Origin of the sequence: Flavobacterium sp. GSP6 (assembly GCF_003984855.1) — a bacterium.
GTDB lineage: Bacteria > Bacteroidota > Bacteroidia > Flavobacteriales > Flavobacteriaceae > Flavobacterium.
Map to the genome: position 1 here is coordinate 91,519 of NZ_RYDO01000004.1, position 22,678 is coordinate 114,196.

Consider the following 22,678-nt stretch of genomic DNA (forward strand, 5'->3'; position numbering starts at 1 on the left):
GAATGTGCCGTACTATTATATGGGAGCAGCGTACTCCTATTTATTTTGAATAAAAAAAGCTCGCCTGGATTAAAATCTTTAGCGAGCCTTTTAAAAAATAAAAAACAAACAAACTTATTTTTGATTCTCCAAGCGGTAGGAAGTTGTTTCAGTGTAGGTTTTTCCAAATTGATCTGTGGCTTTAATCTCGATCGTATGTACGCCTATTTCCAGATTCGTAGGAATTTTTCCTTTCCAAAGATGTTTGCTTTCTATAGGATTAGACGAGCGTCTACCAGGAATTAATTCTTCGGTTAGATCCCATTCATAAACCTCAGTGGCATACGAAGGATCTATTTCCTTTACATAGTCCATTGCTTTCCATTCGCCTTGGTCTACACGGTATTCGAGGCTGTCGTTTTTACTTCCCATAAAGAAATTCACATAAATTCCGGATCGGGTAGGACGGCCTTTTTCCACTACTTTGGGTGCAAAAACTTCCATTTGATAGGTTTTGGGTTTGCCCGCCACTTTATAATCCAGACTGTATTTATTTCCTTTAAAATTAATAAAGGCGTATCCTTTTGGTGTTCCATCACGCATGGTCGAAACCGGAACGCCTTCGGAATTCAGTTTTCCGGAATACCAATCTCCGGAAGTGGTTCCTACATTGTAATGATGGTGTGGTTTTTCCTGCAACCAGCCATCGGTTTTGCCAAAGTAATCCTGGCGTTGAATGTGGGTATGGGCAGAAAGAGAAAGTGTGTTTGGGAAATCTTTTAAAAGTTCGAATAACTGATCCCGATCTGCATTTCTGAAAGTATCTTCATCGGTAGGCTCACTTATTGGAATATGAAAAGCCAGCACTATTAAATGTTCTTTTGAAACCAATTTCAAATCATTGGCTATAAACTGCAACTGTTTTGGTGTAAAACCGCCCCAATATCCTTTTTGATTTCGGGGATCAGGATAGAGCACATTATCCATGACGATAAAATGGACTTTACCATAATTGAAGACATAATTTGCTGGGCCAAAATGGGCTTCGTAGGTTTCATCGGCCATTTCATCTGTGGTGGCATCAAAATTAAGATCGTGATTTCCCAATAAATTGTACCACGGAATCCCCGCTTTTTGTACCGCTTTAATGTAAGGATTAAAAAGAGCAAGGTCATTTCCTACTAGATCTCCCAGGCTCAATCCGAAAGGAACATTTTTAATTCCTTCTACTTCGGCTACAATCCCTTTGGCAAAAAAGTCAACTTCAGCCTGGGTATAAGGTTGCGGATCACCAAAAATAAGAGCTGTGAACTCTTGATTTTCCTGTTGGGGAACCAAACCAAAATCGATTGATTTAGGCAATTTTCCCGTGGGGTCTACTCCTTTGAATTTTAATTGAGGAGAGCCATTGGGTTTGTGATTGTAAAAAAACTGAGGCAGATTATTTTCATCCACGCCTACTTTATAATTGGTGGGTTTAATTACGGCTATAATTGCATCGTCGCTAATAGGCAGGATGTATTTACCTTTTTCATCGGTAAGGACCACTTCCAGACCATTGGTTACGGAAACATTAGCAATTCCTTTTTCATTTCGTTCTTTTTTGCCGTTCTGATTGTGGTCTTCAAAAACACAACCTTGAACGTTGGTTTGTGCCATAATTCCTATTGAAAACAGCAAGGCACAAATGGAGAATGTTGATTTTTTCATTGTTTATTTATTTTAAATTAAGATTTTATTTGTCCCACCAAACTTTAGTGTTAATATCATCTGTACCCAACATTTCAACTGCTTTGAGGTAATTTTGCTGGTTGTTGATTTGAATGCTCGTTGGATAATAAAAACGGGAAGGCATAATTCCATTATTTTCCATGGCAGTCGTTTTTGGAAGAATTGGGAATCCAGTTCTGCGGTATTCAAACCACTGTTGGTAATCGATAAAATAAAGGGCATAATATTTTTGAAGCATGATTTTTTCTAAAGTGCCATCATAAGCTGCTAATGAATTATCAAAATAAGTACTGGGTATTGTGGCTCCCAATTGCTCCATGGCGGCCTTAACTCCTTTTTTATAATGCGTTTCGGCATCCGTGGTGAATCCTCTTTGCGCCATTTCGGCTTTTATAAAAGCTACTTCGGCATACGTCATCAAGAAAATATTCATGGGATTGGTTATCTGAGTTGCATTAAACGTAGAAGCATTGTAAGCAAACTGAGATTCAGCTCCTGCATAGGCACTGGGAATTCCTTTGTAGCCTATGGAAACATTGTTCAAGTCTCTTGCAACACCAGCAATAACAGGTCTTCGGGGATCGGCCATGGTGTTTAGATTGTCTATAAAAAAAGAGGCTATTTTTACGTTTAAACTAAAATCCTGCGGTCTTCCCCAAGGAGAAACATTAGGGGTTACCCCAGTTACTTTCAGGATGGCAGATTCGGATGTGTTTTCAAAAACAGGGTATTGTGTTGGATTTTGAATCATCGTTGCCAACTTTTGAAAAGAATTGGTTTCGGTACGGTTGGATATTCTCAACAACAAACGCATTTGAAGGGAATTAGTGAATTTTCTCCATTTCGTGACATTGTTTTGAAAGAGGATGTCACTGGCATAAATCATAGGAGTAGTGGAATTATAAAGGGCATTTGCTCGTTCTAAATCGGCTAAAATAGTGGTGTAAATTAATTCCTGAGAATCAAATGCGGGATAAAGGTTGCCTTCCTCACCGTTTACAGCTTCGGTCATGGGAACCGGTCCAAAAATATCCGTAAGATTGGCATACACCCAAGCATTTAGTGTCAGTGCAATGGCTTCATAATTGCGATCCTCTGCCCGTATCGCCGCAGTTTTCATTTCCTTGATATTATTGAGCCATTTGTAATAATTAGCCCAGGACGAATAGCCTATTTCCTGACTTAAATCATAACGGTGAAGCCCTCCGGAAACGCTGGGAAAGGGGAGCGATACCTGCATCAAATCGAACGTGACACCCGCACTTCGGGTCGCGTTGTGTGTAGCCAGACCATAAATAATAGGATTAATTAATGTTCCCGGACTTATCTGGGCAATCCGGTTAGGGTCTTCATTGAGCTCGCTAAAATCGCCCGTGCAAGCAAAGTTTAGCAGTATTAGAACTAAAGTTGTAGTAAAAATTTGTATTTTTTTCATCTTTAAATAATAGTTTAGAAATTCACTTTTAAATTAAAACCATAGGTAGCAGGGGTGGGCATTTGACCCATTTCGATACCGGGTAAAATAGTATCTCCATTTAAGGCTGCCGTTTCCGGATCGAAAATAGGAAAGTCAGAAAGAACCGCTAAGTCTCTACCGAAAACCGATACATCTAAACTTGTAATGCCGGTATTCTTAAGCCATATTGGAGAGAAACTGTATTGCAGACTTACTTCTCTCAATTTTACATAAGAAGCTTCAAAAGAGTTGGACTCGACATTGGCTCTGCGGTAATACCTGGCGTACCAGTCCGGAGTCAGTGCCTCAGTAGTGTTTTGAGAATACGTACCATCGGAATTTAATACAACTCCTTCGCCTACAATCACTCCTTCTTCGCGTCCTTTTATGGTAGATCTGATTTTACCCATTTCAGATAGTTTATGATGGGTTTGGGAATAGATGATACCGCCAAGTTGACCATCCAACATGACATTTAAACCTATGTTTCCAAATTTAAAACTGTTGTATAATCCGGCTCTCCAATCCGGAGTGGCATCGCCTATGTATTGAATTTCATCCGGATAGGCCGGTAAACCCGCATTGTCATATACAATCTGACCGTCAGGAGATCGTACAAAACCGTAGCCGTATATTGCGGTTGTTGTGCCACCCTCTTTGGCAATCAATGTGGCTGAACCTCCTGAACCAATGGTTTGTTGTCCCTGAATACCATCGGCAAGTTCCATGACGCGATTCCAGTTTTTGGACCAAGTTAAAGTGGTTGACCACTTAAATTTATCCATATTGACAATTTTTCCGGTTAGGGTGAGTTCAACTCCTCGATTTCGAACTTCGCCAGAATTCATGATGCCGGAACTGAATCCCGTTGTGATGTCTAAGGGAACAGAAATAATTTGGTTTTTAGTCGTTGTCTGATAGACCGTCGCGTCAAAATTGATTCTGTTTTTGAATAATCGCCCTTCAAAACCGGTTTCAATACTGGTGGTGATTTCCGGTTTAAAATTGGCATTATACAAGGTTGATGGCGCTACTGCTGAACTTGCAAAGGCAGATTGATCGTAGTATTTACTGGTTCTATACGGATCAGTATCATTACCCACTTGGGCAAGAGACAATCGGTATTTAAAATATTCCAGTGATTTGGGTAAGTTGAATATTTCAGAAAGAATAAAACTGGTATTTACAGAAGGGTAAAAGAAAGAATTGTTTTGTACTGGTAAAGTACTGGACCAGTCGTTTCTGCCCGTAACATCTAAGAAAATCTGATCTTTAAAAGAAAGGGAGAACAGTCCGTACAAGCTATTGACTTTTTTATAACTGTCATTTACACTTATGATTGGATTGCTGATCCCATTTGCCAATTTATAAACATCAGGAACGACCAAGCCTTCCACAGCAGCATCCATCCTTTGGTATTTATAGCTCATCGCATTTCCACCTGCTGACGCAGAAAAGGAAAAATCGTTTGACAGCTTATTCTTGTAAGTCAATAAAAAATCAGAATTTACTTCCTGCATAAATACATCCTGTGTTCTAAAAAATCCTTTAGCATACCGGTTGATACTGTAGGGTCTTTTTTGCTCCCGATCCTGATGGTAGGTGTTTAAAGCAGTTCTCAATAAAAGATCTAAATTGGGAGCCAACTGGATTGTGGCGTTCAGATTTCCCACGATTTGGTTACTTGCTAAGGAATTTGTAGCTTCATTGGCAATTAAATAGGGATTATCAATATAACTACTGAAGGGTTGCAGCTGTTGGATTTGGTTTTGACCTTGTCTCCAAATAGGGCGGTACCAATCGAGATCTACATTTGGATTTTGGAAAATCGTAAAGTAGGCGATAGAGCCATTATTGTAACCGGTACTCGGTAAATTGTCACTGTCTCTGTTGTTGTAATTGATCACCGAAGCAATTTTAATTTTATCCGAGATTTTATAATCCGCATTCACAGAGGCTGTAATTCTTTCAAATCCGGTATTAGGCATGATCCATTCATTTTTAGAATGACCAATAGACATTCTCATGGAACCATTTTTGTCCCCGCCTTGAAGCGTGAGGTTGTTGTTTATAGTAATTCCGGTACGCCAGAAATCTTTAATATTATTCTTGTAGGGAGTCCAAGGTGTTCTTTCGGTTCCTTGAGTCTGCGTTACGGGATCGTATTGAAAATAGGATTGTCCGTCAAATTTTGGTCCCCAGGCGCTACTGGTGGAACCCGTATTGTTTCCATCGGCAGAACTTAAATAGGAATAATACGGATTTCCATTTCGATCAAATGATTTGCCGGTACCCTGACCATATTCATATTGGTAATCTGGCCAACGTTGAATGACGTCAAAAGTGACTCCTGTATTATAGCTAATCCCAAGGCCTTTGTTCTTTTTACCGGATTTGGTAGTGATAATTAACGCACCATTTGCGGCACGACTTCCATAAAGTGCAGTGGCTCCGGGTCCTTTTAAGACTGTTACGTTTTCGATATCATCAAGGTTAAGGTCTGAAATACCGTTACCAAAATCAACTGGAGAATCGCGGCCCATATACGCACTGTCAGATCCTGAGCTGGTTATTTTACTGTTTAGGGGAACACCATCTACAATAATTAAGGCATTATTCCCATTGGGATTCAACGAATTATTTCCTCTTAAGGTAATTTGTTGGGAATTTAGAGGCCCGGATCCTGAGGAAACGATATTTAAACCGGCCACTTTTCCTTTTAGGCCTGAAGACCAGTTATTTGGAGCAGTTTGTGCCAGATTATCAGCATTGATGGTTTGTTGCGAAAAACCCAATTGTTTTTCCTGTCTTTTAATTCCTAAAGCAGTTACCACAACCTCGTTCAGCGCATTAGTGTTCGCTGTTAAGCGGATTACCAGTGGCGCAGAATTATTTGCGGATACTTCTTTGTCATCAAAACCCATATAGGAAACTACTAAAATCGCATTAGCCGTGGAGGTGGTCAGACTAAATTTTCCGTCAAAATCAGTTGTGGTGCTGTTTGTAGTTCCTTTTTCTAAAACGCTTGCTCCAGGTAAAGGCAAGCCTTGAGAATCATTTACTGTGCCGCGTGTGAGCTGCTGAATTGAAGGAGATTTGGTTACAGAAATGGTATTGTTGATGCGGCGAAATTGAAAGCCAGTTTGGGCGGTAATTTTATTTAAAATAGTATGTATGCTTTCCTTGTTTACCACTAAAGTCAAACGTTGTTTTGAAGAGGCGATTGCTTGGTCAAAAACAAAGGTGTAAGGAGTCTTTTTTTCTAAGATATCAAAGACTTCCCTGATTTGGATTTCTTTGATGTCGATAGAGAAGTTTTTCTCCTCGGTAGTTATAGTTGTATAAGGCATTGCAGCCATTTCAGAAAATATGAAGAGGAAACTGAACAGGTACAGGTATTTTTTTAATTTTAGGGAAAAAAGAAATTGGATTTTCAAATTCATTTTAATAGGTTTTAAATATTTATTTTGTTTTAATGGGATCTCAATTCGAATGCCACTTAAGTATTGGTTTTAATAGCGAATTCCAGCATTTACTTCTTTGGTTTTTCTCGTATAAAAATGGTGTTTTGGTTTTGAACGTGAATTTCTAATTGTTTTACCTCGGCAATACTGTTGAGGATAGTAGTGATATTTTCGTTTTTAAATTTTCCGGTAATCCGAAGTTGCTCTAATTCCGGATGCTCAAAAAGAATGGTGACATTAAATTTATTTCTCAAAATTGCGGCTGTTTCGCCAAGGCTTGTATTTTCGAGCACTATAATATTTTTAGTCCAAGCCAAGAAATCTTCCCGGGTATTGTTTGTGAGCAGTGGAAGCTGTGATGTATGAAAACGCAGTTGTTGATTTTTAGTTAGCAATACGTTGTGATTGGGGTTTTCTTTAGAATTCACGGTTACTTTTCCGGATAGCACACGGATGGTATTGGGATAATTTTCATACGCGCTAATGGTAAAAGAAGTTCCTAAAACTTTGATTTTGAATTGAGGGGTTTCTACTGTAAAAGGACTTTTTGGATTGCGAACTACTTTGAAATAAGCTTCTCCTTTAAGGTCTAGTTTTCGGTTGTTTTTGAAATTGGTTGCGTAAGTAACGCTGCTGTTGCCATTTAAAACCAGCTGACTGCCATCAGGCAAAAAGAGTGTTTTTATTTCCCCTTTGGCAGCGGATTGTGTGATGCGATTTGTACTGGTAGATTGGGTTATTACGAAAGAAATTCCGATAAAAAGAAGTGCAATGGCAGCTATTTTGCCTATATTCGAATAGCGTTTTTGCTGCTTTCCTTTGGGCTTGTTAATGGTAGTATTTATTTTATGTAGGATTGCATTTCTTTTCTCTTGGGTTAAAGAAAAGATTATGATGTTTTGTTCTTTCTCTGTTTGTTTAAAGAAGAAGGTTTCTACAGCCTCTTTTTCGGATAGGGTGCATTTATTTTGAACATATTTTTGGGCTAATGTGAGGAAGTCTTCTTTTTGCAAAACGGGTCTTTTTACTATAAGTACCCGCTGGTATTGTTTTTACGTAGTGGGAAATTCAGTCTTAAAGATTTGGTAACAGAAGTGGGCGTGGATTAACATTGCAGCAACATTCCCGTAATAAAAATCGAGAATTGGCAGGGGTCAATCTTCATTTTAAGCAATTTCAATCCATCACTGATGTGCTTTTCTACGGTGCGGACTGAAATGTTTAATTTTTGGGCAATTTCAATATTGGTGTAATGTTCCAATCGGCTCAGGATTATGACTTCTTGGCTTCTGGGAGGGAGTTTCTTTATTTGCTTAAAAATTTCGGATTCAAATTCTTGGTATACTAAATGCTTGTCGGTTCCGGAAGGATTCGGGATGTTTTGGAGTATTTCAAGATGCCCGGAATCAAATTTTAAATCCCGAATGTGATTGGCAACTTTGTATTTGACGGCTCGGAGTAAATAACCTTCTAAATTTTCAATAGATGTATTGGCTGATTTTTCCCAGAGACTAATAAATATTTCCTGAACAATATCTTCGCAAATGGCTTCCTCTTTGTAGATTTTAAAAGCATAGGTATACAATCTTTTCCAATAACGGTCAAATAAGATGCCAAAGGCAAGCTGATCCTGGTGCTGCAATCTTGTTTGTAATTCCGTATCGGATAATAGTAGTAGTGTTGTTTTCATGCTGTAGTAGTTGCTACAAATGAAATCAATTTTAACGTGCTGGGATTCGAAAGGAGTTTAAGCTATGGTTAACGAATGTCGATGATTTATCCCCAACGGGGTTGAACATTTTTTTTCTGGTTAAAAAGAAAAACGGCGCTGAAATAAGCGTCGTTTTTTATAAAGTGAAAATGGAAGGTTTTAGTTTAGCATTTTTTTCCGCTGGCTTTTGCCATTGTTGCCGCACACTTTTTTCCTTCGGCTTTGCATTTTGTTTTGCATGTTTCAACTTCTGCGGCAGTCATTGCTTTGGAGTCTTTTTTGGCACAACAGGATTCTTTTTTAGCTTTTGCGACAGCTTTTACTTCTTGCGCACTAAGAGCAGTAGTGAAGAATGCAATTGCAACAAATGTTAGTATTTTTTTCATGTTATAAATTTTAAAATTGGTTTATTTACTTTGGATATCAGTCCAAATATAGATAATAATTCAAATCAATTTTAAAATTCAGAGTACTATTAAAAATATAAGGTAAGTTTTATTTTTTATAAATATACTTTTTAAGTATTTCTCTAAATAAGTTTTGCTCTTCTGCCATTAATAAGATTATTATACAGGACCGTCCGTAATTATACCACTTAATTATTCCAGCCACGAATTACCCGAATTACCCGGAATTTTTATTTTAATTTTTAAAAAAAATGCTGAAAATTAATGTGATTCGATGCTAACTTTTTTAGGAATAGTTCTCTTTTGTAAATATAGTCCACTTAGTCGAGAGTCCTTTTGTTTTTTAGCAACTGTCATTTTACAGAATTATCAATAGGGCCCATGCTAAAAAATGAAATTGTGGTTATTTTTGACTTAGCCTGCAATACAAAAGAATGGAATCAAAAAAATATAAAAAGGAGTACCCATAGATTGAATGGATTTTGCGGTCAATTACGGGTTATTTTATTGGAATGAAAAAATCAATTTATTGGTGCTAAATTACAAATGGGTAGGAACTTATTTTACGATAATTTTTTTGCTGATGCTTCCTTTGGACGTTTTCAGTTTTACAATATACACTGCAGCTGCGTTATCTTGAATCTGGATTTTCATATTGGTTTGTTCTTTGTCCACAACCTTCCATTCATCCATTAATTTCCCTTGAATATTGAAAAGAGAAACAGAAAGAACGGTGTTGTCATTTGCACTATTTGCAATATTCAAAACATTATTAGAACGGGTAAAGAATACAGTAATTGCGCTATCATATACTGGGTTTTGTACCGCAAGACTTTTGTCAGTAAATCGCAAAGAGAAACGATTCGTAACATATCCTTCGGGAAGTGTTACCTCATAAAGTTTGTTTTTTAGGCTATTGTAAGTATCAGTTTCTTTATCGTAAATAAAGATATTTTGGTTTTCATCAAAGTTTTCTAAGGCATCAATACCAAACGATACTTTTCCAGCAGCCTCTGTTTGAACCCCAATAGGGAAGGAGGCCTCTTGATTAAAATAACCTTCTCCTTGTATGGCTAATTTATTTTCGCCATTCAATAAATACATATCACTAGGATAATCATCAATGTTATAGGCATCATAGCCATCATTCATTTCTGTGTTCGCTTTTTCCTCCATAAAGGCTAGAAGTACCTGTCTGTGAAAAGTTTTGTCGATAACATTAAATCCGAGACGTATTTTTTTGTGCGTGTCGTTCTCAATTCGAGCATTGCTGTTGTCAGTCCAATGATTTGAATCTTTAGGTGTTTTAGAGATTCTATAGATTGTCTGCGAAAGACCGAGAGAATCTTCTTTAACAAAATCTCTTTGATTATTATTAAAAGTTACGGTACCACCAGATCCAATTTTTCCAATTACAAAAAATCCTTGTCCTACGGGAATGTATCTTTTTGGATCTAATTTTGAGGATGATCCAGTACCACTTATGAAATCGACTCCTGTAGCACTTGGAGCGACTCCACCGGATAAGTTTCTAATGCCATAACCACCTTGATACGCCGTTAAATCATGCGAATTGTTGGTCGAATAATGTTCCCAGAAATACAAGGCGCCATCAATTGCCGGATTAGTTGTTGACGTTTCAATAGAATTAATATTATCCATTATAAATTGATCAGCGTCCAATGCTGAAGGATACGGATTGCCTACCAGTAATAACTGATCAGAACCAACGGTATTTGTTATAGTACCATTATTTGGTTTTCCTGAAAAGGTAAGGTTTTGTGTTCCTGAAGTTCCCGGTCCTTTCAAGGTGAATCCTTTTCCTGCTTGAAGTGTGCCTGTTTCTTCTATTTGAGTCCAATTAGCATAATCAGAGGTATTCAGGTTGCTGTCAAATTTATAAATCCAGTAGCGTGCTAAACTAAATGGAGTCGTAGCGCCGTCATAACCATTAATCCAAGTTATCGTTCCTGGAACTGCAGGATTTGTTCCGTCCCTTAAGACTTCAGCTACAGTAAAATTATTGGTAGTATCGTTAATTCGACCCACCGGAGCACTCCAATAGTTAAAATTGAATTTATTGCCTTGGCCTTGCTGGTCTCTTTCTATGGATCCTGCACTTGTTGCATCTAAGTCACTGCCTAGTTTTTGTACCAATTGGGATCTGCCTACTAAGTCTATTTTTCCATCGAGTTTTAGATAATGGGAGACTTCTATTTTGGAATTGTTAGTTGCACTTAAAGTATTGCTGTTAACAAATAATCCTAAAACGGTTTTATTTCCTGGAGAAGTAATAATGTGGGTTGTTTTTACAATATTCCAATCTATGGGAGTAGTATTGTTGATAATAGATAAACTATATGGTACATCTTGATTTCCTCCATTTTTCCATGTTGTTGGAGTTTGCCATAACCCATTACTATCACTAATGTATGGCATCGGAGCATTTTGTACATTGATTGATATTTTATCAGGAATTACTAAACTTCCTCTGTTCACATTTACTGAATCATCGTCAAGATGTGTTCCTATGTAAGAGTTCATAGAGTAATAAGCAATTAAATTATTCCAAAGTAAGGTATTAGTATCGTTTTTAGTAATTGTAGAAGGAATAATAGTTCCAATTGTTCCGGTATTACTTTGTACTATTTCTTGGTTCATAATAAATTGAATCTCTGTTGCGGTAAGTACTCGATTCCACATTCTGAGTTCGTCTATATCACCTTTAAAGAGGTTATTAATGGCGTTTTTAGTTATGTACTGGCCACCAATACTGAAAGTCCCTGTTGATGTACCAGGATTTCCGGTCATTGTCACTGTTTTTTCAAAAACACCATCAATATAAATAGATAATGTATTGGAAGTATGGGTATATGCTATATTATGCCATTTTGCATTTGGTAAAATGGTATTTGTGATAGCGGTACTTAAAACAGCTGACCCATTGTACCATTCAAACCTAACTCTATTGTCGTTTTGTAAAACTATTTGATATCCATTTCCAGCAGCGGATTTTTTTGATAAAATAGTTCGTTCATTTGCTAAAGTATTATTGCCATTTGGTTGTATCCAGGTCATAAAAGAAAATGCAGCAGGTAGTTCGTTGCTATTGCCAATTCTTACAAAATCGTCAAGCCCATCGAGTGTTATATGTAACGGTTTTGTGGCTCTATGTGCCACACCAAAAGTGATGTATTTAGTTCCATCAAAATCATATAAACAGGTTTGATTGCCACTCGCTGTTGACATGAAAACAGTTTCAAGTCCTGTTGTAAAAGCTGAATTGGTAGCCACAACCATTACGTATGCGTCTGTTGGGCCTAAAGCAGGTAATCCGCTTAAGAATGTCGCCGCTGGAATGTTGACACGAACGGTGCCTACGTCTATTCCTGTTTTTTCTACTACTTTCCATTTCCTGTTGACTACCTCAGTACTAGTAGAAATGGTTGTTGGTCCAAGATTAATGTTTAAGTTGATTCCAGAGTTTGACATTGTGCCATTGTTGGAACCCCACATCAGATAGTTTCTATCTCCTCCAAAATTATTTGGATTATTACTATTGGTGCTTGTTATATCACCAAGCCCAATAGTTAAAACTGTATTAGGATTTTCACTTTTAGATTGCTTTTGTATTAGTACAGTATTATCATCTCTTCCTATTCCAGCTATGTCATAATTAAAACCTGTATTAGCTGCAACATCCCAAATAGGATCTCCATTGGAATCGATGTAGTTTACATCTCCAAAATTATCTGCTGTCGTACTTCCGCTTGCGTGTAAGGTTACTCCATTCTTAATTCCCAAATAAGATTGTATTTTTTGTTGCTCAAGCTCAGTTCTGGCGGTCGAATAACTTGCTACCTCTGTTATTCTACCATCTAGATAGGTGTTAAATAAAACTCCTCCTACTAAAAAACCATTAAGAGTAAATCTACCGACTCCTAATTGATAAACAGAATTGTTAAAATCCGAAAAAGTTAACGGAGTTCCTGTACCACTTGTCCCAGTTGTAGCTGTATGAGTATCAATTTTTTTACCATTCAAATAAATTTCAGTAACGTTTGGAGTTACTGAGGTATTTGATTTGATATTTAAAATCATTACGGTTCCTCCAACAGTATTTGTAGGAGAAGGTGGTGCATAACTTCGACCATAAGAGTCTGGATTACTGGACACTGAATAGGTTCCAATCATGTGGGATATTAAATTGTCACTATTAAATCGAGAGGAAATTCTTCCTAATCCCAGTCCAGTTCCATCTTGCCCAAAATTTTCAGTTGTTATCCTTCCAGATATTATTTCTTGTGAATTATTTGTTGATTTATCGGAATTACCGTTTGTTTTTACTACAACATAATAATCCGTAGACCAATAGCCTCCCTTTCCTTTTAAAACATTACTTCCACTTCGACTAAAATCTACAACAGGATTAAAATTAATGTTTCGACTCGCATCGTTTCTGTATTTAGGAGCAAAAGTACCATAACCGTTTGCACTATTGTCATAGGCTTGGTCTGACCATGAGGTTACTGTACTGTTATCAGTTGTTGAGTTTGTCCCTACATTTGCTTTTAACCAAAGTTTAAGATTTCCGTTTATATTACCAGGCCCTATCGCTGGATTTGCTGGTGCAGTAATATGTTCTCCTTTAATTATGACATTGTCAATAGCTACTCCGTCATCGTTACGATTATTATCTGATCCAAAATTAATTCTAAATCGTAAAGAGGTAGCATTATTTAATCCAGCGACATCACTACCAGATATCGAGGCTTCTATAAATTTAGATGGACTTTGCTCTACTTCAGTATTTATTCCAGACCATCCATGAACATTATTACCTATACCATTAACATCATTGTCATTATACCAATTATTTACATTACTAGAGTTTCCTAATCTGACCCATCCTGTTAATCCAAGTGGGTCAGTAGTGTATTCTATATTCATACCATCCCAGTTGACTTCTGTTTTATAACGAATATCAATATAGAATTTAACATTATTAAAACCGCTAGTTGAAATTACAGGACTCGTTAATCTTGTTAAATAATTAATTCCATAATCGTTGTAATTATTTATGCTCCAGTAACTTCCTTCGCCAATTATAGGATTTGCGTTATAGGACCATGATCCATTTCTCCCTGATTCAGTGCTTGATGTCCAGCCTCCATTATTAGCGTCAAAATTTTCGTAATGTATGGTTTTGGTCTGTGAATATCCTAAAAAAACAAGACATAAAAGCGCTATAGTAAAACAGGTTGTTTTTGTAAAAAGTAAAGTTCTTTTCATGTTTAGGAAATGTATGAATTATCGTGGTTATAATTGTAAACTGGTATGGTACAAGAGACTAATTATCGTTATTAATGAATTTTAATCCTCATTCAATTAAGACTTTTACACTATAATTTAACTGTTCAAATATAAAATATTTTTCAGTAAAACACTCTTTTTTTACCGTTTAAAAGCTATTATCACCGTTTAAACGCGTAAAAATGTATTTTTTCTGCTTTTTTTGTAAAAAAAAAATAGGCAAGGCAGTACTGAATTTCTACAAAGAGAGGCGTAATAATTTTTATAAATACCTAAACAGGATTTTAATTTACTGTAATAACAAATCGTGCTTGTTTTAATTTTTTTCCATCTTTTTTACGGATTAAAACGCAATTTTTAACTAATTTTAGCACCTTATTCAGAGTATACAGCTAGGTCAAAAAGGAGTCAAAAGCATCTTAAATAGTATGGCTTTCAGTCTTTTGTTTTTAATTAATTTAACGGTTTAGGCTGCTTTTTGCTACTCCTTATTCGCGTTAATAATACAGTTTTATTAAAAAATATGAATTCATCTTCTGATAATGCAACACAAATTGACACTGCCGTTATTGCACAGCAAACCGTGTATCCTGTCCTGTTTTCTATTGCATTTGCTCATTTGCTCAATGATTTATTACAGGCCGTTATTCCGGCCGCGTACCCTATTTTAAAAGAAAATTTTAATTTAACCTTCACCCAAATCGGGTTAATTACCTTGGCCTATCAATTAGCGGCTTCCATTTTGCAGCCGATCGTGGGACTCTACACGGACAAAAGACCAAAACCTTTTTCCCAAATTTTCGGAATGCTTTTTACCTTATCCGGAATTGTGGGTTTGTCCTATGCGTCCAGTTTTTCAATGATCATAGTGTCGGTTGTATTGGTCGGGATCGGTTCGTCTATTTTTCATCCTGAAGCATCCCGAATCTCCTTTTTGGCCTCTGGAGGAAAACGGGGTTTGGCACAATCCATTTTTCAGTTGGGGGGCAATGCAGGAACAGCAATCGGGCCTTTACTGGTTGCCTTAATTGTGGTTCCTAATTCCCAATATCACATCATTTGGTTCGTCTCCGTCGCCCTTATCGGATTGGTTGTTTTGAGTAGGATTGCCCTGTGGTATCAAAATCATTTGAGTTTAAGGAGCGCTAAAAAAACGGTAATCAATTTGCCTAATTTGTCTCAAAAAACGATCGCAATCTCCGTGGGAATTTTGATGGTTTTGATATTTTCAAAATTCTTTTACATGGCCAGCATGTCCAGTTATTTCACCTTTTATTTAATCGAAAAATTTGGATTATCAGTGCAGGATGCCCAGTTTCACTTGGTTTTGTTTTTAGCTTCTTGCGCAATAGGAACTTTAATTGGTGGGCCTTTGGGCGATAAATACGGCAGGAAATACGTCATTTGGTTCTCTGTCTTGGGAGCCGCGCCTTTTACCTTACTGTTGCCGTTTGTCGATTTATTTTGGACCGGAGTCCTTTCCGTCCTCATTGGAACTATAATGTCCTCAGCCTTTCCGGCTATTCTGGTTTTTGCACAGGAATTACTGCCTAAAAAACTCGGAATGGTTTCTGGACTTTTCTATGGTTTCGCCTTCGGAATGGGAGGTTTAGGCTCTGCTTTACTCGGAAATCTAGCAGATCACACCAGCATCACTTATGTCTATTACCTGTGTGCCTATTTGCCGCTGATCGGAATTATTGCTTTCTTTTTGCCTAATTTAAAGAAAAAATAATACTTTTTCGTAGCTATATTTACTTCGTCAGTTCGCTTCGCTCGTATCCTGCTCTGTACTTGTATTCCAAGGTAATAAAAACTACAGCTGAAAAAGCCTCGTTTTTCTAAATCGGGAGATGCTGTTGCGATCAGAGCTCTAGGTATTTGGTTTCCTAATGGCATTATTTTTTAAAGGGCTTCGTTCTGGTTTTTATAAAAATTAGTAGAATTTTAAGAGTTGTTTTCCCTCTATAGTGTGTTTATTTCAATACCTTACAGTGTTACTAATTATTAAAATAAACAAGTATGGCAACAGTACGATTAGGCGATATTGCTCCTGATTTTGAAGCAGAAACGTCACAAGGAAAAATAGAATTTCATCAATGGCTGGGAGATTCCTGGGGTATTTTGTTCTCACATCCCGCTGATTTTACACCGGTTTGTACCACTGAGTTAGGAACAGCAGCACTGTATTATCCTGAATTTAAAAAACGAAATGTCAAGGTAATCGCATTGAGTGTAGATAGCGTCGATTCACACATGGAATGGATTAAAGACATCAATGAAACTCAAAATACTACTGTAGATTTCCCTATAATAACCGATGAAGACAAGCATATCGCGGAACTATATGACATGATTCATCCCAATGCAAGTGAGAGTTTCACCGTTCGTTCCGTTTTTATAATAGGACCAGACAAAAAAATAAAATTGACATTGACCTATCCGGCATCAACCGGTAGAAATTTTGATGAATTATTGCGTGTCATCGATAGTCTGCAATTGACAGCTAATTACAGCGTGGCCACACCGGCCAACTGGAAAGATGGAGACAGTGTTGTAATTTCGCCTGCGGTTAAAGATGAAGATATCCCGACTAAATTTCCAAAAGGCTACGAAAGGGTTAAACCGTATTTGCGAATGACTCCGCAGCCCAATAAATAATGTTTTTTAGAAAACCGTATAAACATGAAAGCAGAATGAAAATAAATTCATTCTGCTTTTCTATTTTGTCAAAAATTAAAAATTACTTCTTATTGGTAATTAATAAACCAGAAACAATGATGCCCATACTAATAATTTGTATCAATCCAATTGCTTGATTTAGGAAAAAGTAAGCAAGAATACCGCTGAATATTGGGATTAAATAATAGATTAGAGCTGTTTTCGATGTGCCTATCAATCGTATGGCTTCGTTCCACAAATAGAAAGAAACCAGCGAAGCAAAAATGCCAACATAGGTGGTAATCAGAATCGTTTTAGTGTCAAAAACAACTTTTTTGTAAAACAAATGTTCACAAAGATAAAAAGGAAAAAGGAGCAGTGTGCCTATTACAAAAACACTAAACAAAAATACTTTTGGTGTTAATTCAGGTGGTTTTTTACGCACTAAAATAGTGTAATACGCAAAAAAGAAGCAAGCCACAAGCATCAATAAATCCCCAATGGTAAAGTTGATTTTTAGCAAGGCCTGAAGCGAACCTTTGGTAATTAGCACTAGAACCCCTGTGATTATAGTTACAATTCCTATGATTTTCAGATTAGAAACGGTCTCTTTAAAAATAATTCTGGAGATTACAACAATAAATAACGGAATCGAAATGGCGATTAGCGATAAATTCACAGCACTCGTTGTTTTTCCTGCAATGTAAATTAACGTGTTGAAAATAGTGATTCCCAATACCGCCGTAAACACAAGATACCGGAGGTGTTTTTTTACAATTGTGAAATTTTTGATAGTGCTTTTTAAAGCAAATGGAGCCAAAACGAGACATGCAATTGTCCAGCGCCAAAAGGCCAGTCCTATAGGAGGAATGTGGTCTTTTATGCCACTGGCGATGACCATATTAACGGACCATAACAAGGTAGCAAATAAGGCAAATAGAACTCCTTTAGTGGGATTACTCATTAAACCAAATTATGAATTTTAGCATACTGTAGTAACATAATAGTCTTGGCATCCTGCATTTGACCAGATTCAATCATGGCATACGCTTCTTCAAAAGACATTTCAATCACATCTATATTTTCTTCCTCATGTGCTACTCCGCCACCGTCACTTACTTTCATAGATTCATCGTACTCGCCAACAAATAAATACAATATTTCAGTTACAGCTCCTGGCGACATATATGTTTCCATGACTTTTTTGACTGTAGAAATACGATATCCTGTTTCTTCTTCGGTTTCTCTAATGATGCATTGCTCCGGATTGTCTTGATCCAAAAGGCCGGCACAAACCTCAATCATCATGCCGGTTTCATTCCCGTTAAGATAGGTTGGCAAGCGAAACTGACGTGTAAGAATAACGGTTTTTTGTAAAGTGTTATAAAGCAAAATGGCGGCTCCGTTTCCTCTATCATAGACTTCTCTTTTTTGGGTAATCCAGGAGTCGTCTTTTTTTTGATAGTCAAAAGTGACTTTGTTTAAAAGGTACCAATTGTCTGAGAGCAATTCGGTTTTTTGTATTTTAATGGTTGGGTTTTTCATTCGTAGGAATTGATTTTTACACTAAAAAAAACGTCCCGATTTATCGGGACGTTTCATAATCTTATTTCAGAATCGTTTGCTTTCTGTCTGGACCTACAGAAACAATTTTGATAGGCACTTCTACTTCTTTTTCGATGAATTCAATGTATTCTTTTAATTCGATTGGTAACTCATCATATGTGGTCATACCAGTCAAATCTTGTTTCCATCCTTTGAAATCCTGATACACTGGAGTTACATTTTCCGGTTCAATGTTGTATGGGAAATGTGAAATATTTTCTCCTTTATAATTGTATTCCGTACATACTTTCAACGTTTCAAATCCTGAAAGGACATCCCCTTTCATCATCATCAGTTGGGTTACACCATTCACCTGAACCGCATATTTCAGTGCTACTAAGTCTAACCAGCCACAACGTCTTTGTCTTCCGGTTACTGATCCAAATTCATTTCCAACACGGGCCATAGTTGCACCATCTTCGTCAAAAAGTTCAGTAGGGAACGGGCCACTTCCAACGCGTGTTACATAGGCTTTGAAGATTCCGTATACTTCCTTGATTTTATTTGGAGCAATCCCTAAACCAGTACAAGCGCCTGCGGCAGTTGTATTAGAGGAAGTCACAAATGGATAGGTTCCAAAATCAACATCTAATAACGAACCTTGGGCTCCTTCACATAATATTGATTTACCTGCTTTTTGCGCTTGGTGTAAATATTCTTCGCTATCAATAAAGTCTAATTTTTTTAGCTCTTCGATAGCTTCAAAAAATTCTTTTTCTAATTCTTCTAAATTGTATTGTATCGCAACATCATAGAATTTTATCATGGCTTCGTGCTTGTCAGCCAAAGCTCTGTAACGATCTGTAAAATCTTCTAATTCAATATCACCCACACGGATTCCGTTTCTTCCGGTTTTGTCCATATAAGTAGGGCCAATTCCTTTTAAAGTAGAACCAATTTTTGCTTTTCCTTTAGATGCTTCTGATGCGGCATCTAACAAGCGGTGCGTTGGCAAAATTAAATGCGCTTTTCTTGAAATGATTAATTTGTTTTTGATGTCTAAATTAAATTTTTCAAGGCCTTCAATTTCTTTTTGAAAAACTACAGGATCAATTACAACTCCGTTTCCAATGATGTTTACAGCAGTTTTATGAAAAATACCGGAAGGAATAGTTCTAAGAACATGTTTTATTCCATCAAATTCTAAAGTGTGTCCTGCATTTGGACCTCCTTGAAAACGTGCAATAATGTCATATTTCGAAGTAAGAACATCCACAATTTTTCCTTTTCCTTCATCTCCCCATTGCAACCCTAGTAATAAATCTACCGTCATTCTATATGTTATTTGTAGTTAATTTTTATATTTAGGAACGATCTTGTTCGTCCAGAGTATTCTTTTCCTTTTTTACACCGTAAAGGTATAAGGAGTGATTTGTAATTTCTATATCGAAAATTTCCTCAATTGTTTTTTTGATGCTTTGGATTCTAGGGTCACAAAACTCGATTACTTCACCGGTATCAGTCATGATAATGTGATCGTGCTGTTTGTCAAAATATGATTTTTCGTAATGTGCCTGATTCTGTCCAAATTGGTGTTTGCGCACTAAAGCACAGTCCAATAATAATTCGATCGTATTGTAAAGGGTTGCCCTACTAACCCGATAGTTTTTATTTTTCATTTTGATGTAGAGATTCTCTACGTCAAAATGTTCTTCACTATCGTAAATTTCCTGAAGAATAGCATAACGTTCAGGCGTTTTGCGATGTCCTTTTTTTTCAAGATACATTGTGAAAACATTTTTTACAATTTCTTGATTCTTGTTGTTATCTGTGGAAATGAGTGTCATATGCTGGCAAAGATAAATTTTTTAGTTTAAAGATTAAAATTTCCGGTTTGTTTAGTTTCAAGTTTGTTCCGTTTCAGGTATGAAAAGCTACATTATGTAAAAAACCAGCAACTTTTCTAGGTTTTATAAACTCGGGTTACCTTATCTATTCCATCAATCTTTTTGATATTATTGATTAATTTTTTTAAGATTGTATTGTTCTGAACAATTACGGCCACCTGCCCATGAAAGATACCTGCCTCTGTGCTCAAAGAAATACTCTGGATGTTCACATGCATATTATTCGATATCACTTTTGTCAGCTGGTTGGTAAGTCCTAAAACATCCATTCCGGTTATGTTTATGATGGCTTTGAATTCTTCTTGGGAAGAGTCAATCCATTTGGCCGTCATGATCCGGTAGGCATAGTTGGATTGCATTCCAATCGCGTTTGGGCAATCTTTTTTATGCACTTTTATCCCTTCGTTTATCGTGACAAACCCAAACACGTCATCCCCGGGAATTGGGTTGCAACACGGGGATAATTTATAATCCAGTTTGTCATGTTCTTTGCCAAATACGAGCATGTCATAATTGCTGCTTATTATTGGTTTATGAATGTCCTCATCAGCTGTGCTAGCGGTTCGTTTTATTTTATTCTTGAAAAAATTAATAAAAGTATTGCTTTTTTGGGCGGCATAATCTTTGAGTTGTTGGTTTTCTATAGCGCCAATCCCGACTCTGTAAAATAAATCTAAGCTTGTTTTTAACTTAAAAAAATTGACTAGCTCATTTACAACAGATTCATTTAAAGTTATTTTTAAATGCTTTAGTTTACGCGTCAGCAGTTCTTTTCCTTCTTCTCCAATTTTCTTGGTGTTCTCGTTTAAAACATTTTTTATCTTAGTTTTGGCTCTTGAAGTGGTCACATAATCCAGCCAGTTGATCGTTGGTTTTTGATGTTGTGACGTGATTACTTCAATTTGATCACCACTTTTTAATTCAAAATTCAACGGGACTAATTTTCCGTTTACACGTGTTCCCCTGGTGCGAATGCCTATTTCGGAGTGAATGCTGAAAGCAAAATCAAGCGATGTAGCACCTTTGGGCAAGGATTTTATTTCTCCCTTTGGGGTAAAAACAAAAATTTCTTTTGAATATAAATTCATCTTGAAATCCTCCACAAAATTTACTGCATTTGTCTCAGAATTCTCTAAGGCTTCTTTTAGTAAATTGAGCCAGACATCCAAACCACTTTCTTCGGTAGCGCCATTTTTATATTTGTAGTGCGCAGCATATCCTTTTTCGGCAATTTCATCCATGCGTTCGCTGCGTACCTGAACTTCAATCCAGCGCCCTTTGGGTCCCATTACGGTAATATGCAAGGCTTCGTAGCCAGTAGATTTTGGAGACGAAATCCAATCGCGCAACCTACTCGGGCTGGGCCTGTAGTGGTCCGTTACAATGGAGTATATTTTCCAAGCGATGAATTTTTCGTCATGGGGAGTTGATTTGTAAACAATTCGGAGTGCAAATTTATCATACACTTCGTCAAAACTTACATTTTGAGCCTGCATCTTTCTCCGGATGGAGTAGATTGATTTTGGACGGCCTTTTATGATATAATCAATTCCTTCAGTATCTAAGGATGTTTTTAAAATATTTGAAATAGCCTCAATATACGCATCCTGCTCCTCTTTAGTTTCTTTTATTTTACTTACGATTTCATTGTATACTGCTGGTTCCGTATATTTTAATCCTAAATCTTCCAGTTTTGTCTTGATATTGTACAAACCCAATCGATGGGCCAGTGGCGCATAAATGTACAAGGTTTCAGATGCAATTTTAGTCTGCTTGTCCTCTTGCATCGAATCCATGGTTTGCATGTTGTGCAGGCGATCAGCAAGTTTAATCAGGATTACGCGCACATCATCATTTAGTGTCAAAATCATCTTGCGAAAATTTTCGGCTTGCATTGAAACGTTCAGGTCTCTTTGCACCATAGATATTTTTGTTAATCCTTCAACAATTTGGGCTACTTTAGGATTAAATAAGCGCTCGATGTCCTGAATTGTAGTGGGTGTATCCTCGACCACATCGTGCAATAATGCAGCTGCAATAGAGGTTGCTCCCAAACCTATTTCTGAAGCAACAATTTTTGCTACAGCGATAGGATGAAAAATATAGGCTTCACCGGACTTTCTGCGTTGCTCTTTATGGGCTTCTACAGATACATCAAAGGCTTTCCGGATGAGTTTTTTGTCCTCATCACTCAAGGTTTGGTAGCTTATTCGAAGTAACTCTTTGTACTCCTGAGCAATAGCTTTATTTTCTTTTTCTAAATCTATTTCGATCATAACGGCATGGTTCATTTCTTAAAAATAGCAATAAGTTAGCAGATATGCAATTTTATTTAAGCACGATATTACAGGATTTTTTTAAACGCTAAATTTTGAAAGTCATAACTGAAATCAGTCCGTCCGGAAATGGGTTTTATTGTGATTCAGACTGCTTTTCAATTGCCCCACATTCTAAAAATAAATACACATCAGCATGAAAATAGGTATTATTCCATTTTACCACAC

14 protein-coding genes are annotated in these 22,678 nt (G+C 36.9%); 2 read left to right on the forward strand and 12 right to left on the reverse strand.

Going from position 1 to position 22,678, the window contains the following annotated elements:
• Positions 1 to 114 precede the first annotated feature (114 nt).
• The 7 genes from EKM03_RS06305 to EKM03_RS06335 form a co-directional block, all read right to left on the reverse strand.
• Positions 115 to 1,689: a calcineurin-like phosphoesterase family protein gene (locus EKM03_RS06305; RefSeq protein ID WP_126740041.1), complete on the reverse strand. Its 1,575-nt coding sequence runs from the start codon at positions 1,687 to 1,689 to the stop codon at positions 115 to 117.
• Between the two features lie 25 nt (positions 1,690 to 1,714).
• Positions 1,715 to 3,145, reverse strand: a complete 1,431-nt coding sequence (locus EKM03_RS06310; RefSeq protein WP_126740042.1) for a SusD/RagB family nutrient-binding outer membrane lipoprotein — start codon at positions 3,143 to 3,145, stop codon at positions 1,715 to 1,717.
• Between the two features lie 14 nt (positions 3,146 to 3,159).
• On the reverse strand, positions 3,160 to 6,609 hold the full coding sequence (locus tag EKM03_RS06315; protein WP_126740043.1) for a SusC/RagA family TonB-linked outer membrane protein: 3,450 nt from the start codon (positions 6,607 to 6,609) through the stop codon (positions 3,160 to 3,162).
• Between the two features lie 89 nt (positions 6,610 to 6,698).
• On the reverse strand, positions 6,699 to 7,643 hold the full coding sequence (locus EKM03_RS06320; RefSeq protein ID WP_126561837.1) for a FecR family protein: 945 nt from the start codon (positions 7,641 to 7,643) through the stop codon (positions 6,699 to 6,701).
• A 92-nt stretch (positions 7,644 to 7,735) separates the two neighbouring features.
• Positions 7,736 to 8,320 (reverse strand): RNA polymerase sigma factor, encoded by a 585-nt coding sequence (locus tag EKM03_RS06325; RefSeq protein WP_126561838.1) that lies wholly within the window; start codon positions 8,318 to 8,320, stop codon positions 7,736 to 7,738.
• 185 nt (positions 8,321 to 8,505) lie between these two features.
• Positions 8,506 to 8,727 (reverse strand): hypothetical protein, encoded by a 222-nt coding sequence (locus EKM03_RS06330; protein ID WP_126740044.1) that lies wholly within the window; start codon positions 8,725 to 8,727, stop codon positions 8,506 to 8,508.
• A gap of 579 nt (positions 8,728 to 9,306) precedes the next feature.
• Positions 9,307 to 14,040, reverse strand: coding sequence for a LamG-like jellyroll fold domain-containing protein (locus EKM03_RS06335; protein WP_126740045.1), 4,734 nt, complete (start codon positions 14,038 to 14,040; stop codon positions 9,307 to 9,309).
• A 544-nt stretch (positions 14,041 to 14,584) separates the two neighbouring features.
• Between EKM03_RS06335 and EKM03_RS06340 the strand changes: the two genes are divergently transcribed.
• On the forward strand, positions 14,585 to 15,796 hold the full coding sequence (locus tag EKM03_RS06340) for an MFS transporter (protein WP_126568242.1): 1,212 nt from the start codon (positions 14,585 to 14,587) through the stop codon (positions 15,794 to 15,796).
• Between the two features lie 287 nt (positions 15,797 to 16,083).
• Complete coding sequence (locus tag EKM03_RS06345) at positions 16,084 to 16,722, forward strand: peroxiredoxin (protein WP_126740046.1); 639 nt, start codon at positions 16,084 to 16,086, stop codon at positions 16,720 to 16,722.
• Between the two features lie 82 nt (positions 16,723 to 16,804).
• On the opposite strand, the gene EKM03_RS06350 is transcribed toward EKM03_RS06345, so the two are convergent.
• The 5 genes from EKM03_RS06350 to EKM03_RS06370 form a co-directional block, all read right to left on the reverse strand.
• Positions 16,805 to 17,686, reverse strand: a complete 882-nt coding sequence (locus EKM03_RS06350; protein WP_126740047.1) for a DMT family transporter — start codon at positions 17,684 to 17,686, stop codon at positions 16,805 to 16,807.
• On the reverse strand, positions 17,686 to 18,267 hold the full coding sequence (nudK, locus tag EKM03_RS06355) for a GDP-mannose pyrophosphatase NudK (RefSeq protein WP_126515818.1): 582 nt from the start codon (positions 18,265 to 18,267) through the stop codon (positions 17,686 to 17,688). Before nudK ends, EKM03_RS06350 begins: the two co-directional genes overlap by 1 nt.
• 61 nt (positions 18,268 to 18,328) lie before the next feature.
• A complete protein-coding gene (locus tag EKM03_RS06360; RefSeq protein WP_126461129.1) occupies positions 18,329 to 19,600 on the reverse strand; it encodes an adenylosuccinate synthase in 1,272 nt (423 codons plus the stop codon).
• Positions 19,601 to 19,631: 31 nt separating this feature from the next.
• Positions 19,632 to 20,114 carry a Fur family transcriptional regulator gene (locus EKM03_RS06365; protein ID WP_126461125.1) on the reverse strand — a complete coding sequence of 161 codons (483 nt, stop codon included), beginning with the start codon at positions 20,112 to 20,114 and terminating at the stop codon, positions 19,632 to 19,634.
• Positions 20,115 to 20,230: 116 nt separating this feature from the next.
• Positions 20,231 to 22,450 (reverse strand): bifunctional (p)ppGpp synthetase/guanosine-3',5'-bis(diphosphate) 3'-pyrophosphohydrolase, encoded by a 2,220-nt coding sequence (locus EKM03_RS06370; protein ID WP_126556323.1) that lies wholly within the window; start codon positions 22,448 to 22,450, stop codon positions 20,231 to 20,233.
• Positions 22,451 to 22,678 lie beyond the last annotated feature (228 nt).

Excerpts from the sequence above, each read along its gene's own strand:
- EKM03_RS06335 (WP_126740045.1), bottom strand. The coding sequence starts at position 14,040 with ATGAAAAGAACTTTACTTTTTACAAAAACAACCTGTTTTACTATAGCG.
- EKM03_RS06340 (WP_126568242.1), top strand. The coding sequence starts at position 14,585 with ATGAATTCATCTTCTGATAATGCAACACAAATTGACACTGCCGTTATT.
- nudK (WP_126515818.1), bottom strand. The coding sequence starts at position 18,267 with ATGAAAAACCCAACCATTAAAATACAAAAAACCGAATTGCTCTCAGAC.
- EKM03_RS06305 (WP_126740041.1), bottom strand. The coding sequence starts at position 1,689 with ATGAAAAAATCAACATTCTCCATTTGTGCCTTGCTGTTTTCAATAGGA.
- EKM03_RS06345 (WP_126740046.1), top strand. The coding sequence starts at position 16,084 with ATGGCAACAGTACGATTAGGCGATATTGCTCCTGATTTTGAAGCAGAA.
- EKM03_RS06360 (WP_126461129.1), bottom strand. The coding sequence starts at position 19,600 with ATGACGGTAGATTTATTACTAGGGTTGCAATGGGGAGATGAAGGAAAA.
- EKM03_RS06370 (WP_126556323.1), bottom strand. The coding sequence starts at position 22,450 with ATGATCGAAATAGATTTAGAAAAAGAAAATAAAGCTATTGCTCAGGAG.
- EKM03_RS06315 (WP_126740043.1), bottom strand. The coding sequence starts at position 6,609 with ATGAATTTGAAAATCCAATTTCTTTTTTCCCTAAAATTAAAAAAATAC.
- EKM03_RS06330 (WP_126740044.1), bottom strand. The coding sequence starts at position 8,727 with ATGAAAAAAATACTAACATTTGTTGCAATTGCATTCTTCACTACTGCT.
- EKM03_RS06365 (WP_126461125.1), bottom strand. The coding sequence starts at position 20,114 with ATGACACTCATTTCCACAGATAACAACAAGAATCAAGAAATTGTAAAA.
- EKM03_RS06350 (WP_126740047.1), bottom strand. The coding sequence starts at position 17,686 with ATGAGTAATCCCACTAAAGGAGTTCTATTTGCCTTATTTGCTACCTTG.
- EKM03_RS06310 (WP_126740042.1), bottom strand. The coding sequence starts at position 3,145 with ATGAAAAAAATACAAATTTTTACTACAACTTTAGTTCTAATACTGCTA.
- EKM03_RS06325 (WP_126561838.1), bottom strand. The coding sequence starts at position 8,320 with ATGAAAACAACACTACTACTATTATCCGATACGGAATTACAAACAAGA.